Annotated in this window: 15 protein-coding genes and 1 pseudogene; 3 read left to right on the forward strand and 13 right to left on the reverse strand. The window is 70.3% G+C overall.

All coding sequences use genetic code 11. The features are described 5' to 3' along the window. Positions 1-113 precede the first annotated feature (113 nt). Positions 114-725, reverse strand: a complete 612-nt coding sequence (locus WYO_RS19405) for a hypothetical protein (RefSeq protein WP_007565635.1) — start codon at positions 723-725, stop codon at positions 114-116. Between the two features lie 50 nt (positions 726-775). After that, positions 776-1,462 (reverse strand): methyltransferase domain-containing protein, encoded by a 687-nt coding sequence (locus WYO_RS19410; RefSeq protein ID WP_007565637.1) that lies wholly within the window; start codon positions 1,460-1,462, stop codon positions 776-778. Positions 1,463-2,213: 751 nt separating this feature from the next. On the opposite strand from WYO_RS19410, the gene WYO_RS19415 reads away from it, so the two are divergent. Beyond that, positions 2,214-2,996 (forward strand): lytic transglycosylase domain-containing protein, encoded by a 783-nt coding sequence (locus tag WYO_RS19415; protein ID WP_039903410.1) that lies wholly within the window; start codon positions 2,214-2,216, stop codon positions 2,994-2,996. Between the two features lie 236 nt (positions 2,997-3,232). Next, positions 3,233-4,312, forward strand: coding sequence for a tlde1 domain-containing protein (locus WYO_RS19420; protein ID WP_007565639.1), 1,080 nt, complete (start codon positions 3,233-3,235; stop codon positions 4,310-4,312). Positions 4,313-4,358: 46 nt separating this feature from the next. Here WYO_RS19420 and WYO_RS19425 read toward each other — a convergent pair whose 3' ends face one another. From WYO_RS19425 to mdcB, 3 genes are all read right to left on the reverse strand, one after another. Continuing rightward, on the reverse strand, positions 4,359-4,592 hold the full coding sequence (locus WYO_RS19425; protein WP_007565640.1) for a hypothetical protein: 234 nt from the start codon (positions 4,590-4,592) through the stop codon (positions 4,359-4,361). 296 nt (positions 4,593-4,888) lie between these two features. Beyond that, on the reverse strand, positions 4,889-5,623 hold the full coding sequence (locus WYO_RS19430; protein WP_007565642.1) for a DUF3750 domain-containing protein: 735 nt from the start codon (positions 5,621-5,623) through the stop codon (positions 4,889-4,891). 93 nt (positions 5,624-5,716) lie between these two features. Continuing rightward, complete coding sequence (gene mdcB, locus WYO_RS19435) at positions 5,717-6,601, reverse strand: triphosphoribosyl-dephospho-CoA synthase MdcB (protein ID WP_007565644.1); 885 nt, start codon at positions 6,599-6,601, stop codon at positions 5,717-5,719. Between the two features lie 527 nt (positions 6,602-7,128). On the opposite strand from mdcB, the gene WYO_RS32420 reads away from it, so the two are divergent. Then, positions 7,129-7,251: a hypothetical protein gene (locus WYO_RS32420; RefSeq protein ID WP_280109749.1), complete on the forward strand. Its 123-nt coding sequence runs from the start codon at positions 7,129-7,131 to the stop codon at positions 7,249-7,251. 4 nt (positions 7,252-7,255) lie between these two features. Here WYO_RS32420 and WYO_RS19440 read toward each other — a convergent pair whose 3' ends face one another. From WYO_RS19440 to WYO_RS19475, 8 genes and pseudogenes are all read right to left on the reverse strand, one after another. Continuing rightward, entirely contained in the window at positions 7,256-8,212 is a 957-nt protein-coding gene (locus WYO_RS19440) for an aliphatic sulfonate ABC transporter substrate-binding protein (protein WP_007565646.1), read from the reverse strand. A gap of 94 nt (positions 8,213-8,306) precedes the next feature. After that, a pseudogene (locus WYO_RS29085) lies at positions 8,307-9,097 on the reverse strand (ABC transporter ATP-binding protein). Next, positions 9,091-10,095 carry an ABC transporter permease subunit gene (locus tag WYO_RS19450; RefSeq protein WP_007565650.1) on the reverse strand — a complete coding sequence of 335 codons (1,005 nt, stop codon included), beginning with the start codon at positions 10,093-10,095 and terminating at the stop codon, positions 9,091-9,093. The pseudogene WYO_RS29085 and the gene WYO_RS19450 overlap by 7 nt, the downstream one beginning before the upstream one ends. Positions 10,096-10,103: 8 nt before the next feature. Beyond that, positions 10,104-11,204, reverse strand: a complete 1,101-nt coding sequence (locus WYO_RS19455; protein ID WP_007565652.1) for an ABC transporter substrate-binding protein — start codon at positions 11,202-11,204, stop codon at positions 10,104-10,106. Positions 11,205-11,445: 241 nt separating this feature from the next. Beyond that, on the reverse strand, positions 11,446-12,669 hold the full coding sequence (locus WYO_RS19460; RefSeq protein WP_007565653.1) for an acyl-CoA dehydrogenase family protein: 1,224 nt from the start codon (positions 12,667-12,669) through the stop codon (positions 11,446-11,448). 343 nt (positions 12,670-13,012) lie between these two features. Further along, the gene (locus WYO_RS19465; RefSeq protein ID WP_007565654.1) at positions 13,013-13,792 is read right to left on the reverse strand and encodes a MetQ/NlpA family ABC transporter substrate-binding protein; all 780 of its coding nucleotides are present in this window, start codon (positions 13,790-13,792) and stop codon (positions 13,013-13,015) included. Positions 13,793-13,834: 42 nt separating this feature from the next. Continuing rightward, positions 13,835-14,500: a methionine ABC transporter permease gene (locus WYO_RS19470; RefSeq protein WP_007565655.1), complete on the reverse strand. Its 666-nt coding sequence runs from the start codon at positions 14,498-14,500 to the stop codon at positions 13,835-13,837. Next, positions 14,490-15,623, reverse strand: coding sequence for a methionine ABC transporter ATP-binding protein (locus WYO_RS19475; protein WP_007565656.1), 1,134 nt, complete (start codon positions 15,621-15,623; stop codon positions 14,490-14,492). The genes WYO_RS19470 and WYO_RS19475 overlap by 11 nt, the downstream gene beginning before the upstream one ends. Positions 15,624-15,850 lie beyond the last annotated feature (227 nt).

A 15,850-nucleotide genomic window follows, 5' to 3' on the forward strand; every position in this document is an offset into this window, starting at 1 on the left:
CCGTCGCGCAGGGCTCTGCCCTGCATCCGCACAAGGTCGAGGACCTACTGGAACCGGGACATGTCCGGCATCGCCGAGCCGGGGGATCCCCGGTCGCGGCGATGCCGAAGGTCTCAGGCGCCGCGCTCGTGCGGCTCGTGCTCCTCGTTGAGCTCGCCGTGGAGGAGGGCCAGCGGCGCCTTGTGGTAGAGCTTGATGTCGTGGAACGGGTCCGTGAGGATCTTGGTCGCCCAGACCAGGCCGGTCTGCACGTCGCGGACGAAGAACAGCTGCACGGTGCGGAACAGCAGGCCCGCGCCGGCCAGCCACAGCCAGATCCAGCCGACGTTGCGGATCAGGTCGGCGGTCGTCTGGTGCGGCTCGAGCAGGCCGAACAGGCTCGGATCGAAGTAGAGCGGCAGCGGCGACAGCGCCCAGATCGCCAGCAGCACGATCTTGCGCTGGAGATTGTAGCCGACCTTGATCTCTTCCTTGTGCTCGTGCGTCGCGTTGTTGACGTGGTCGTAGCCCTTGGGCTCGAAGAACAGGTGGCCGGCCTGCCGGCTGGTCATCGCCACCAGCCAGCCGACCAGCGCCGCCGTCGCGGGATCCTTGAAGGCCAGCGCGTAGGCCACCAGGAAGCTCACGGCACTGACCATGTGCAAGCTCTGGTTGATCCTGTTGTGGTGATAGTAGCGGTGGTCATCCCAGCGCTGGATGCGCAACGCCTCGAGAAAGCTCGCCATGCCGTACGTCTCCGTTCGATCGTGGGTGGGCTGGTAGAAGGCGGGCGCGATCAGGCGTCGCGCTTGCGCAGGCGGATCAGGGAGAAATGGCCGAGCGGCGGCAGGGCGCGGCGCTCGACGACCTCCACCGGGGCGGTCGCCGCCCAGGCGGCGTAGCGGTCCCAGGAAAACTCGGTCCGCCATCCCAGGCGGCTCGTGATCGGCATGAGCGTGTGCTCGACCAGGCGGCGAAGGCCGCCCTCGGCACCGATCCGCGTGGTGATGACGATCTCGCCGCCGGGGCGCAGGACCCGGGCGAACTCGTCCAGGGCGGCCTCGGGGTTCGGCACCGCGGTCACGACATACTGGGCGACCACGACGTCGAACGAGGCGTCGCCGAAATCGAGATGCTCGGCATCCATGACGGCGAGGCGCTCGACGTTGCGCAGGGCCAGCCGGGCGACGCGGCTGCGCGCCTTCTCCAGCATCGGCGCCGAGATATCGATCCCGACGATGCTGGCCGCCCGCCGGTAGGCCGGCAGGGACAGGCCCGTGCCGACGCCGACTTCGAGGACGCGCCCGCCGATCCGCTCGGCCGCGGCCGCCGCCAGGGTCCGGCCCTGGGCGAAGACCGGGCCGAACACGAGATCGTAGACTGGCGCCCAGCGGCCATAGGCCTTGGCGACGCCGTCGCGATCGAGGTCGGGGCCGAGCGTCGCCGCCCGCGGTGAACCGGTGCTCTGCGTTCCGAGGGCCATGAGGGTCCTGTCTCTCGCTGTCTGTCAGGCTGAGGCACCCGGCCGCCGGCCGCGTCGCGGGCCGAGGGATCCGGGATTCAGGGGGTGACCGGGCTCAGGCCCGGACCGGGATCACGCTGGGTTCGGGCACCGCCGCACGGCTGGGTCGCGACGCCGGTTCCGGCGGCGCCGATCCGCGGGCGGGAAACACATCGGAGCGGCCGCATGGGCTGGCTGAACGCGGTCGATCCGCCGATGACATCACAGACATCGCGCGGGCGCGATCAGACGAAACGGCGGCGCCGGAGGCGCAAAGCTAAGCGGAACGTCATCGGCCCCACACCGTTTCTCCGCGGCGATCTTTCCGCCGGCAAAACTATGATTGTCGTTTGACGATGTTGTGACATCACAAAAGGGTCTTTTACGGAAATCCGCTTCGCTGGCAAAGCATTGGCCATGCATCAACACGGCTTGAGACCCCGATCGTCTTCGGAATCTCGTTCGGCAGCCGGATGCGACGGCCCCGATACGGGCGCGCCGATGCGGGCTTCACCGGCCCGGACCGGCGGCAGGTCTCGTTCACGATGATGCGAAACGCCGGGCCGGACGTCTCAGCGGTCGGCCGGGCTTGCGCTATGGTTCGAATACCACAGTGCTGGCGGACGGTTTGTCCGACATCTTCTCGCCCTGTTGTCGACGAGATGTTCCCCGGTATCGGTTGAAGACCATGGCGCCATTTCGCGCCGAAGGAGTGTTTCGCGTGATCGAACAAATGCGGCGTATGACCCTGGCTGTGGCGGCGATCGCCGGGCTCGCCGGAATGGCCGGTGCGGCGGAGGCCGCGCAGTGCGGCAACACGGCGGCGGGATTCGAGGCCTGGAAGCGGGAATTCGCCCAGGAGGCGCGCGGCAAGGCCAGCGCGGCGAGCCTGGCCGCCCTCGAGGGCACCAGCTACTCCACCGCCACCATCTCGGCCGATCGCGGCCAGCGCAGCTTCAAGCTGTCCCTGGAGCAGTTCCTCGCCAAGCGCGGCGGTCCGACCATCGTGTCGAAGGGCCGTCAGCTCAAGCGCACCAACGCGGCCCTGTTCGATTCGATCGAGCAGCGCTACGGCGTCCCCCCGGGGCCGCTCCTGGCGATCTGGGGCATGGAGACCGGCTTCGGCGCGGTCCGCGGCAACGTCAACACCCTCTCGGCGGTGGCGACCCTCGCCTACGATTGCCGCCGCTCCGATTACTTCACGGACCAGCTCTACGCGGCGCTGACCCTGGTCGACCGCGGTCTGCTGTCGCCGAGCACCCGCGGCGCGGCGCACGGTGAGGTCGGCCACACCCAGTTCCTGCCCAAGAACGTCCTGACCTACGGCACCGGCGATCTGAACAATGTCGGCGCCGCGCTGTCGTCGACCGCGAACTTCCTGAAGGCGCATGGCTGGCGCGCCGGCGCGGGCTATCAGCCCGGCGAGCCGAACTTCGCGGCGATCCAGGGCTGGAACGCCGCGTCGGTCTACCAGCGGGCCATTGCGCAGCTCGGAAAGCAGATCGATAACGACTGAACATTGATCGATTGCGGATGAGACCAAGCATTCAGGCCTGAAATCTCTATCCGCCCGAAAATGGTCCCGATCGAACCGCAATCGACCACGTCGCCGCCGCAGAAAAGCCGGCCCGGCCCCGCTGATTCATCCCGGCGGGGCCGACCGGCCCATCGATTCGCGTTGACGGCCTTCGGAGGCCGCAGCGCCGATGATCCGGCAGGCGCCCGCTCCGCGACGAGAGCATTGGCGCCCGCATGGCTATCGACTCCGTGCCGCTGGACGGCCCCACCCCCCGTACTGCGCGCCATTCTTATGCGGCGCCCCTGGCAGCCCTGACCGCCGCGGTGGCCCTGGCCGCCCTCGGAACCGGTCTCCCGCCTGCGGGACGTCCGTCCGCGGACCGCACGGCCGAAGCCGCCCCGCCGGTCGCGCAGAGCGAATCACCCGTCGAGTCCGAGATCCGCGCAGCCGACGCGGAAGCCCCGGCGCCCGAAGCCTGGCGCGATGCCATTGGCGGGCCCCTCTCACGCTGGGCGTGGACGCAGATCGAACCGCCCCTGCCGATCCCGGAGGCCGCGCCCGCCCCGGAGGTGCAACCGACCGAGACCCCGCTTGCGGCCATGATCGTTCCGCTCCCCGTTCCGCGGCCGCCCGAGTTCCGTTCCACCCGCGGCCCCGATCTCGCCCGCAGGGCCGAGAGGCGGATCGCCCGCCGCGAGCCCGCGCCGGTGCCGGTGCAGCCCCGGGAGGACGACCGCTCGTTCCTGGAGAAGCTGTTCGGCGTCGAGCGCGCCCCCGGGCTCGCCTATGCCGCCCTCGAGAGCCGGCCCGCGGATCTCGTGCCGCAGCGGCGCATCTCGCCGCCGCTCGCCCCGACCGATGCGCGCCCCACGGCCGGCACCGCCGTCTACAACATCGCGGCGCGGGTCGTGATCCTGCCGAGCGGCGAGCGCCTCGAAGCCCATTCCGGCCTCGGCGAAGGGTTTGACGAGCCGCGGATGGTCAATGTGCGGATGCGCGGCCCGACGCCTCCGGGCACCTACGATCTGAAGGAGCGGGAGCAGCTGTTCCACGGGGTGCGGGCGATCCGGCTCACCCCGGTCGGCGGCAACGAGGCGGTCTATGGCCGCGACGGCCTGCTGGCCCATACCTACATGCTCGGCCCGCGCGGCGATTCGAATGGCTGCGTCTCGTTCCGCGACTACGACCGATTCCTGCAGGCGTATCTGCGGGGCGAGGTCCAGCGCCTCGTCGTCGTTGCGGGGACCCAGGATCCGCTTCCCAGCCTCGCCATGGGCTCGGCGCGCACCCAGATGGCCCGGAACGGCAACTGAGCTTCGCCCGACCGAAGCTCCACACGTCCGCCTCCGATCAGACGAATCAACGATCGGCGCCCGAGCGTTCCGCCTGCAGCAGGGCTTCGACCGCGCCGACGAAGCGGGCCCGGGCGTCGGGCCTGGCCGCATCGAGATACGCCGCGACGAGCTTGAGCAGATAGCTCTCCGTCTCGTCCCCAGTACCGTAGAAGGCCGAGACGGGCAGCCCCAGGGCGTCCGAGATATTGCTCAGCCGATCCCGGGACACGGCCGCCGGCTTGTCGGACCCCTGCCTCATGAAACCGTCTCCCGATGCCCCGTCCGGGCGAGGCTGGCATACCGTATCCAGGCTTTACGTCGCGCGTTCAACGCACCTTTGTGCCGCGGCCCACTATAGAGGTCCATAACGCGGGCGATATCCATAATAACAACCGGGCAACGTGATCGTCCAACCCGGTTATTTTGCACCATCATGGTTCGATATGACTATGGGTCGCTTGCCGGCCGATCCACCGCAACGTCGGATAAGGAGCCCCGGAGCCGGAGAGCGCTCCGATCCGACGGATCGGTTTGCCTGTCCCCGTGGGCCCGGGGTCAGATCCCGAGGCGGCCGATCGCCGGCAGCTTGATCCCCGGCCGGCGCAGGTCGATCCCGGCCACGCCACCCAGCAGGTTGAGCTCAAGCCCTTCGACCCAAGCAAGCGTCAGGCCGAGATAGCCGCCGAGGTTGATCCGGATTCCCGTGCCCGACGGCGTCCAGCCGATCCAACGGCCGTCATAGGGAAAGTCCTTGCCGATCGCGGTGGCCGGCAGGCTCGCCCGCATCTCCGGCACCGTGGCCATGACGGCCGCCACGAAGGTGTTCGAGTTCGGGCCCGGCCAGACCACGTAATCGCCCGGGCTTGCGTAGCGGTACTCGGCCACCGCCTTGCGGATGCGCGGGACCATCGCCTCGGCGGCGGGCCCGTCGGCCGCGAAGACGACCTCCGGGGCGTTCCCGAACCAGCGCCCGTCGGGCACGAAGCGATCGATCCAGATCGGTTGGCCCCAGGCCGTGTAGTCGAAGCGGCGATAGCGGCGCTCGCCGCTGCCCTTGATCACGATCCAGCTATGGGTCGCGACGATGCCCCGCCAACTCACTGTGCGGGCGGAGAAGATCCGCACGACGGCATCGGGATGGGATTCGGCCGGCGGGAGGAGACCGGCGCTGGACCGGTCGGCCGAGCGCCAGTCGCCGTCGGCGCGCAGCCAGTACAGCGTCGCCGAGACCGCGACCGGCACAAGGAAGAGGAGGACGAGCGCGAGGAGCGCGAACCTGATCAGGGACACGAAGCGGGCCGGGGCGCGACGGGGGACGGGGGACGGGCCGGATGTAGGGACGGCAAACCGCGGTTCACATGCGGCCGAACGGTGCAGCTCGGCTCAGACTTCGCGCGACAGCGCGTCGAGGAACAGTGTCGTGGCGAGCAGGTCGGCGCAGCCCCCCGGGCTCAGGCGCGCCGCCACGAAGCCGCGATGGATCGCGGCGGCGCGGTCGCGCCAATCGGGGGCGGCGATCCCCCCCGCTTCGAGAAAGGCCGTGGCCGCCTCCCGCGCCCGGGTCAGCCCGTCCGCGCCGCCGCGGTGGAGCAGGTTGGTGTCGTCGAGGACGGCCAGGAGCGCGAAGAAGCACTGCACCCGGGCGGCCTCGGGATCTTCCGGCGCGTGGACTCGACCGAGGCGCAGCGCCGGCAGGCCCACGGCGCGGATGGTCGGAAATCCCGCGGCCGCCTCCGCGCTGGCACCACCGACGCCGTAGCGGCGCGCGGCCCGTCCGCCATGGCTGTCCGCCGAGGCCGGCGCGCCTGCGATGGCCCAGCCCCACAGACGCGCCACAGCCTCGGCCCGCGCTTCCGCCGAAGCAGGGACCGGTCCGGCCACGCCCGCGCCGGCGCAGATCAGCCCGAGCGAGAAGATGGCGCCGCGATGCGCGTTGACGCCACCGGTCGCCGCCAGCATCGCGGCCTCGGCCCTGAGGCCGATCGCCCGGAGCTCGTTCATCCCGGCATCGCGCCTGCCGGCGGCCACGAGCGCGGCGAAATAGGGCCGGATCGCCGCCGCGCTGCGGCGCAGGGTGCCCGCATCCATGTCGTGGTGGCTGCCCGAATCGACCGGGCTGACGAGACCCGGCTTGGGCCAGGTTTCCAGTTCGTCGATCAGCGCCGCCTGGGCGAGGTCGGCGACGCGCTCGGCCCAGAGTTCCGACGCGGGGAGGGTATCCTGGAGGCCGAGGTCAGAAATGCGGCCTCTCCGGCGCAGCTTCGACATGTCGCCGTGGCTCGCCCAATGCAATCGACCCTACAAGCGTAGCGCGGGTCTGCTGCTACTGATCCGCGGATCACTGGTCAATTCCGCCGCCCTACCGCGCCGAGGACCGCGGAGAAAGCCGGTGCTCGGTGCCGTGATCCTAGCCGAGCCGGACCGGCGTAGTTGCGTAGACTTCAACCGCGTACTTCAGCCCTGCGGACACGATCACAGCTGTAAGAGGAAGGATGCAATCGGCACAGGCTCCGCGCGTCGCGACGAGGCGCACCGGACAACGCTCGAGACGAGACGCCGGCAGTGTTTGAGCAAGGCACGACCTTGGATCCATCGCGCCGGCCTGGCCCCATGCTTGCGCTTAGCGGCGGAATACCACCCCGATGAAGGCGTGATGGCGCACCCCGCCGTAAGCGGCGGCCAGAGCGGGGGCTGTCGGCTTATTTTGTTAGTGCCTTAAGAAAGCTACAGCGAAAAACCCATTTGCGCACGCGGTTCCCCGGGGGGTACATTCGCTTGAATAGGCGAGCACTCGCTTGGCCCGGCTCTTGTTCAAACGCTTTGCCGCCCGGGAGACGCCCACCGTCGGGCCGGAGGCGGTGCGCCACGCCGTGCTGGCGGAGGAGAGCCGGAAGGTTCTCGGCGTGCCGCGCGCCTGAGGGTTCACCGCGCCGGCGGCTCCCAGATCGCAAGGGCGGAGGCGTCCACGGGGCGGGGCAGGAGGCCTTCGGCCCGGAAGGTGTCGGCGATCGTCTGCTGCTCGGACAACCCGGCGCGGGTGACCGGCTCCACCCGGTAGCTGCGGCGCGCGTTCGCCCGCAGGATCACCTCGGGCTCGATCTTCCAGAGGGGCGCCAGGCGCGCCGCCGCCTCGTCCGGCTGGGCCTTCACCCAGGCGCCGGTCTCGGCCAGCTGACCGAACAGGGCGGCGAGCACGGGGCCGTTGGCGGCCACGTAGGGATCGGCCGCGAGATAGTAGCGCTTGTACAGCGACAGCCCGGCGCCGTCGCGCAGGACCCGCGCGCCGGATTGCTGCCGGGCCGCGGAGAGGAACGGATCCCAGGCGACCCAGGCCTCGACGCCGCCGCTGGTGAGCGCGGCCCGGCCGTCGGCGGGCGTCAGGTAGGCCGGGGTGATGTCCTTGAAGGTCATGCCGGCCTCGGCAAGGGCGGCGAGCAGCAGGTAATGGCTGCCGGCCCCCTTGGTGACGGCGACCCGCTTCCCGCGCAGGTCCGCGACCGCCTTGGCAGGCGAGGCTTCGGGCACCAGGATCGCCTGCGCATCCGGGGAGGGCGCCTCCTGGGCGATGTAGGTGATCCGGGCGCCCGCCGCCTGCGCAAAGATCGGGACGGTGTCGGCCACGTCGGCCGAGACGTCGATCTGCCCGGCATTGAGGGCCTCCATGATCGGAAGCCCGCTGGTGAATTCATGCCAGGACAGCCCGGTCCCGAGCGGCGCCAAAGCCTTCTCCAGGTTGCCGTTCTGGCGCAGCAGCGCGATCAGCGTCGAGGACCGCTGGTAGCCGATGCGCAGCGTCGTAGCCGCCCGGGCGGCGCGCAGGGGCGTGACGAGGGCGGCGGCGGCAAGGCCGGCGAGCAGGCTTCGGCGGGTTTCGGGCATCGTATCATCCGGGGCGAGGGCGCTTGCTGCACCCTACCACCCGGTGCGCGCCTCCGGGGCAAGCGGCCGGTGTGACGCAGCCGGCCGATTCCGATCAGGTCGCCTGGCCGAGGATCGCCAGGATCGTCCGGCGCAGCCGGACGAGGTCGGGATCGTCCCGGTGGCGCGGGTAGGGCGCCTCGACCGGCAGCTCGGCCCGGATCGCGGCCGGGCGGTCGCCCAGCACGATCACGCGCTCGGCCAGGATCAGCGCCTCCTCGACATCGTGGGTGACCAGCACCGCCGTGAAGCGCTTCTCCTGCCAGAGCCGCAAGATCTCGGCCTGCATCGCCAGCCGGGTCAGGGCGTCGAGCTTGCCCAGGGGCTCGTCGAGGAGCAGCAGGCGCGGCTCGTTGACCAGCGCCCGGGCCAGGGCCGCCCGCTGCGCCATGCCGCCGGAGAGCTGGTGCGGATAGGCGTCCGCGAAGCCGGACAACCCGACGAGCCCCAGCGCCCTGTCGATGCGCGCCGCGCGGGCGGCGCGGCCGACGCCCTGGGCCTCGAGCCCGAGGGCGACGTTCCCGCGCACAGTCCGCCACGGGTACAGGGTCGGTCCTGGAACACGAGGAGCCGGGACGGGTCCGGCCCCTCGACCAGCTGCCCATCGACCGTGATCGCCCCCTGATCCGGCGGCTCCAGGCCGGCCACAAGCCGCAGCAGGGTGGACTTGCCGCAACCCGAGGGTCCGAGGAGCGCCACGAACCCGCCCGGCGCGACGGTGAGGCTGACCCGGTCGAGCACCGGCAGGGGCGCACCGCGGATGTCGAAGGCGTGGCTGACCGCCTCCACCTGCAGGCTGGCTCCGAGGGCCTGGTCGATCGCTTGTTCCTGCGTCGCGGCTACCATTGCACCAGCCCTTTCTGCCAGGCGAGGAGCCGGTCTCGCAGGCGGAACAGCAGGGTGATCAGCGACGAGCACATCAGGGCCATCACGATCAGCGCCGCGTACATGTTGGCGTAGGCCGCCCAGCCCTGGGCCCATTGCAGGTACCAGCCCAGCCCCGACTTCACGCCGAGCATCTCGGCCACCACCAGCACCGCGAAGGAGCCGCCGAGCCCCATGAAGAGCCCGACGAAGACGTGCGGCAGCGCCGCCGGGATCGCCACCCGCAGGATCAGGAAGCTGCGCGAGGCACCGAGCGTGCGCGCCACGTCGAAATAGGCATTGTTGACGCCCGCCACCCCGGACCAGGTCAGCACCGTCACGGGAAAGCCGGTGGCCAGGGCGACCAGGAAAGTGCTCGCCGACCACGAGGACGGGAAGACGAAGAAGGCCAGCGGGAGCCACGCGGTCGCCGGAAGCGGCCCGACGAAGCGCAGCACCGGATGGGCCCAGTAGCCGACCGCTCTGAAGGTCCCGATCGCGACCCCGAGCACGAAACCCAGCCCCGCCCCGAAGGCGTAGCCGCCGGCCAGCAGGATCAGCGAGTTCAGCGTGCTGCCGCCGAGCTTCGGCCAATCGTCGAGGAATACTTCGAGGATCGCCTGGGGCGGCGGGAAGAACGGCATCGGCAAGAGATCGAACTTCGCCGTGACCAGCTCCCAGGCCAGCAGGGCGACGGCCAGAGCCACCAGCCACGGGCTCCAATGCCGGAGTCGCGAACCGGCGGTCCCGAGCCGCCCGGCGGCCAGCCCCAGCGGCAGCAGCACCAGGCCGACAAGTCCGGCGCCCTGCGCGAAGAAACCCGTCCGCGGGAAGTCGCCCGCCTCCGGCAGTTCGAGGGTCGCGCCGGCCAGGACCAGCCAGGCGAAGCCGGCCGTGAGGATACCCCAGGACGGGATAGGCAGGCGCGTGACGCCGGCGCTGCTGCGCGGGGCCGTGCCGGCGGTGATGCTTCCGGACATGAGGCGCCTCAGCTCAGCACGTCGGCGTAGATCCGCTCGGCGAACTTGGCCGTGTCGGTCGAGCGCTTGAGAACGTTCACGAGCTTCAGCTCGTCCCCGTAAAGGGCGAGCTGCTGCTTGAGCCGGCCGCCGACCGGGCTGTCGCCGTGCTGCTGGTTGCGCAGCATCGCGGCGAGATCGCCGATCGAACCCTTGCCGCCATATCCGGCGAACGCCTTCGCGGCCGCCTCGGGGTTCTCGTGGACGGCGTGCCCGCCCTCCAGGATCGCCCGGGTCAGCGCGGTGGCGACCGCCCGATCGTTCCGCAGCAGGGTGCCGCGGACCGCCACGACGCAACAGGTTCGGTCGGCGTATTCCCCGGACAGGTTGGTCGAGATCTCGGTGAAGCGGGGATCCTTCAGCCAGATCCAGGTGCGCGGGTCGCCATCGGCCAGGGCCTGGGCCTCGCCCTTCTCAACGGCGAGGTTCAGGAGCTCGGCCGGGTATTGGCGCCATTCCACGCCATTGTCCGGGTCGATCCCGGCCTTGGCGAGCAGCAGGCTGAAGAAGTTCTTGGCCGGGCTCGCCTGATCGCTGATCGCGACGGTCTTGCCCTTCAGGGACGCGATGTCGGTGATGCCGCTGGCCTTGTCGGCGAGGAGGCGCAGGCAGCCGCCATGCACGCCCGCGGTGATCTTCACGTCGAAGCCCTGCTCCAGGGGCTTGAGCCAGCGCAGGGCCATGCCGATTCCCGCATCGGCCTTGCCGGTGGCGATGGCCTCTAGCAGCGCCTCCGTGGAGCCGCCGAAATTGACGAACTCCACGTCGAGCCCGTGCCGGGCGAAGATGCCCTGCTCCTTGGCGACCGGGGCCGCGGCGGTGCAGATCGCGGTGGCGTTCCAGGCGAGCTTCACCGGCCGCAGCGGGGCCGCAGGAGCCTCGGCCGCCACGGGCCGGCAGAGCGGGCCGGGATCGAACGGGGCGCCGGGCCCGGGCGCCCAGGCCTGGCTCGCACCGATGCCCAGGCCGAAGGGCGCGGCCATCGCGGCGGTGCCGGCGCGCAGCAGCAGGCGGCGCGAGGGCATCCGGGCCGAATCTTGCTGTCCCGGATGTGACGGGTCGTCAATCATCGCACGTCTCCGGGCCGCGCGACCGCGCGGCGTTGTGGTCCGACGCAGGACGTGGCCCGGCCATGTGGCCGAGCCCATCATGCATCCTCATATTCGGTGAATGATCCGTCGAGGGATCAACAGAACGAGTATTCGGTCGCACCGACGCAGAGTCAACGAAAGCGTTTTCTGATCTTTTCGGGGACTCGGAAAAGTTCTTCGCTTGCTTGGCTCGTCGCCCGGGACGATCTGCGTTCCGCAATCAGGCCGAGCCGACGCGGTACTGGCGCGGCGGCTCGGTGCCGTTCACCGCGAAGGCGCCGACGATCCGGTCCCGGTAGATCCGGGGATTGTGCGACGCGATGGTGCGGGCGTTGCGCCAGTAGCGGTCGAGGCCGAGCCCCTGCTTGACCGCCGAGGCACCCAGCGCATCGAACAGGATGGTGGTCGCTTCGAGCACGAGATTCGTGACGACGGTGACCGCCTGGTTGACCTCGACATCCGCCAAGGCCGTGGCGCGCTCCGCCTCGGGACCCAGCGCGTCGCGGTGCAGCTCGAAGGCCCGCTGCAGGGATTCCGCCGCCTTGAGCGCCAGGGCGCCGGCCGCGTAGGCGTTGCCGCGCACCCGGCCGACCACGGCCAGGATCTGCGGATCCTCGGCGGTGCGTCCGGCATTGCCGTGGCTGTAGACGCGGTTCCGCTCGGCGACCAGGCGCCCGACATCCTCGGCCGCGGCGCGCCCGATCCCGGCGAGCGTCGCGAGATGGACCAGCTGGAAGAACGCCATCGCGTAGGGGAAGCGTGCCGGATCGGGCTTGATCAGGTCGGGCGACAGGACGACGTCCTCGAACCGGATCGTGCCGCTCGCGGTGAGCGCCTGGCCGAACCCGTCCCAATCGTCCACGATCTCGACGCCCGGCGCCCGGGTCGGGACCGCCGCCGTCAGGGCGTTGCCGTCCTCGTCATCGGCCGAGAGGTGGATGTAATCCGCAAACAGCGAGCCGGTGGTGTAGAACTTCTTGCCCGACACGACCCGCTCGGCGCCGCGGCGGCGCACCACTGTGTCGAACTGGCCGACCTTGGCGGGGCCGGTCTCCGAGACGCCGCTGCCCACCGTCGCGCCGGCGGCGATCCTGGCGATCCAGCGGGCGCGCCAGTCCGGGTCGGTCGAGCCGAGCACGTCCTCGGTGAAGCCGAAATGGGCCCGCAGCGCGTTGGTGACGTTGGAATCGGCCTGCGACAGCTCGATCAGCAGGTTGAACAGCTCGGGCAGGCTGGCCTCGTGGCCGCCCGCCTCCACCGGCAGGCGCAACGTGGTGAAGCCGGCCTCCTTCAGCCAGCCGATCTCCGCATGCGGCAGGCGGTGCGTGCGGTCGCGCTCGACCGCCGTGGCCCGGATCTCGGCGAAGGTGGGCCGGAAGCGCGCGGCCAGTTCCTCGTAACGCTCACTCGGGCCAGCGCCCCAACCCGCATCCCGCTGCGTCATCGCCCGAAGCTTCCCATCCTGATCGTCGCGGCCGATGCCGGAAGGCGTTCGGCGCGAGACCTATGGATTCGCCAAGTCGAGCTGTGATCTCAAGCGGCAATGCGAGGAAAACGACCGGTGTCGATCGATTTGGAACCGCGATCTCTTCGCGCGCTACTGTGCAAAAAGGTGTTTCTCAACGTCTGCTCTTTCGAGAAACATCATTCTCGTCGAAAAGCGACGCGGTCGGCGCAGAACGGCATCTTCGAGTGAGACGCGCTCCCGAAGCGGCCCGGCGGGACCGCCGGACGAATCGTCTCGCGATACGCGGTCGGCGATGTGCCGACCGCTGTGATTGCGCCCGCTACCAGCTCGGCAGCACGGTGCTGCCGAACGTCTTCTCGATGAACGCCTTGACCTCGGGGCTGCGATAGCTCTCCACGAGCGCCTTCACCCAGGGCTGGTCGCGGTCGGCCTCGCGCACCGCCAGGAGGTTCACGTAGGGGCCCTTCGGCTCCTCCTTGAGGATCGCGTCCGAGGGTTTCAGGCCGGCGGGCGTGGCGAAGTTGGTGTTCACCGCCGCGGCGTCGACATCGTCCAGCGACCGGGGCGTCTGCGCCGCGTCGACCTCGATGAACCGGAGCTTGCGCGGGTTCTCGACGATGTCGGCGACCGTCGGCTTGAACCCGGTGCCGGCCTTCAGCTTGATCACGCCCTTGTCCTGCAGGAGCAGGAGCGAGCGGCCGCCATTGGTCGGGTCGTTCTGGATCGCGATCGTGCCGCCATTCGGCACCGCGTCGAAGCTCTTGTGCCGCTTCGAGTAGATGCCGAGCGGGAAGTTCACCGTCGGGGCGACGCCGACGATCTTGTAGCCGCGATCGGCCTTCTGGTTGTCGAGGAAGGGCTGGTTCTGGAACGAGTTCGCCTCGATCTCCCCGGCCGACAGCGCCTCGTTCGGCACCACGTAATCCGAGAACTCGATGATCTGCAGGTCGAGCCCGTTGCGCGCCGCCACGGGTTTCGCCGCCTCCAGGATCTGCCCGTGCGGCCCCGGCGTCGCGCCGATGCGGACGCGCTTCAGAGACTCCGCGTGTCCGATACCGGGCAGCACAAGGAGGGCGGCAAGCACCAGGCGACGCAACATGGCAGGCGGTCTCGCGATTTCAGGGTCGAACGGGTCTGCGGCTCAGCTCTGGCGGTGGCGCCGGTTGAGGCGGCGCGCGAGGCGCTCGCCGGCACTCTGGAACACCTGCACGAGCACGATCAGGACGACCACGACCGCCAGCATCATGTCGGGCCGGAAGCGCTGGTAGCCGTAGCGGATGCCGAGATCGCCGAGACCGCCGCCGCCGACCGCGCCGGCCATGGCCGAGTAGCCCACGAGCGACACCACCGCGAGGGTGAGCCCCAGGACGATACCGGGCAGCGCCTCCGGGATCAGCACCTTGCGGATGATCTGGGCCGGGCTCGCGCCGAAGGCCCGGGCGGCCTCGACCAGACCGTGATCGACCTCGCGGATCGCCGCCTCGACCAGCCGCGCGATGTAGGGCGTGGCCGCCACCGTCAGCGGCACGCTGGCGGCGTAGGTCCCGATCGAGGTGCCGGCCACGAGCCGGGTGAACGGGATGATCGCCACCACCAGGATGATGAAGGGCGTCGAGCGCGTCGCGTTGACGATCACGCCGAGGGCGGCGTTGAGGGCGGGCGCGGCCAGCAACTCGCCGCGCTGGCTCGTCGCCAGGAACACGCCGAGCGGCAGGCCGAGCAGCGTGCCGATGACGGAGGCGAGCGCCACCATGGTCAGTGTGTCGGCGGTGGCCTGGACCAGCAGGTTGATCAGCTCAGGCGACACGGGCGGCCCCCTGGGTGGCGTCTTGAGCGGCGTCTTGGGCCGGCGGCAGATAACCGAGGAAGTCGGCCGGGATGCCGAGGCCGGCGAGATAGGCCTGGGCCCGGGCGGTGACGTCCGGTCCCGGCGACAGGCCGACGGCCAGGGAGCCGAAGCGCTGGCCGCCGATCTCGTCCACCGCGCCCGCCAGGATCACGGCCTCGATCCCGGTCTCGCGGGCGAGCCGGGCGATGATCGCGGTGTCGGCCTGCGCCCCCCGCAGCGACAGGCGTAGCACCGGCGCGCCGCCGGGCCGCGGATCGGCGGAGATCCGCTCGGCGAGGCCGGCCGGCAGGTCGAGCCCGACCTCGCCCGCGAGCAGGCTGCGGGTCACCTCGGCCTGGGGCCGGGTGAACACCTCGTAGACCGTACCGCGCTCCACGATCGCGCCGCGGTCGATCACCGCCACGTCGTCGGCGACCGCCCGGATCACCGACATCTCGTGGGTGATGAGCACGATGGTCAGGCCGAGGTCGCGATTGATCCGCTTCAGCAGGGCCAGGATCGAGCGCGTCGTCTCCGGATCGAGGGCGGAGGTGGCCTCGTCGGAGAGCAGCACGTCCGGCTCGGTGGCGAGCGCCCGCGCGATGCCGACGCGCTGCTTCTGACCGCCGGACAGCTCCGCCGGGTAGCGGCCGGCCTGCGCCTCAAGCCCGACGAGGGCGAGCAGTTCCGCGACGCGCGCCCGGATCGCCGCGCGTTTCCAGCCCGCAAGCTCCAGCGGCAGGGCGACGTTGTCGGCGACGTTCCGCGAGGACAGCAGGTTGAAGTGCTGGAAGATCATGCCGACCCGGGCCCGCACATGCCGCAGGTCCCGCTCGGACAGGCTCGACACCTCGGCATCGCCGACCACGACCCGGCCGGCGCTCGGCCGCTCGAGGCCGTTGATCAACCGGATCAGCGTCGACTTGCCCGCGCCGGAGCGCCCGATCACCCCGAGGACCGTGCCGGCCGGGACCGCAAGGTCGATCCCCGACAACGCCGAGACGAGCGCCGCGCCCTTCCGCGCCGGATAGGTCTTCGAGACGTTCTCGAACCGGATCAACGGCGTGCTGGCGGGTTCGCTGGACGGCGGCAGGGTGGACACAGCCTGTGGGTGCTCCTCGAGCGGGACCGGTGGGTCCGCAATGCTATCGGGTGATCCGCAAGCGATCTGTATGACGGCCGACGCCGAGAGCGGTCAAGGAAAGGCGGGCACATAGTTTCCCGGCTCCAGAGAACGTTTTTTTGTGTTTCGCAATTCAGGCAGAATAATTTTTCCGGCCAAGATCGCCGATTGGCCTTGGCCCAGGACGAGTGCGCAAAACCCAATTC

It is taken from the genome of Methylobacterium sp. GXF4 (assembly GCF_000272495.1).
In the GTDB taxonomy this organism is placed as follows: Bacteria; Pseudomonadota; Alphaproteobacteria; order Rhizobiales; family Beijerinckiaceae; genus Methylobacterium; species Methylobacterium brachiatum.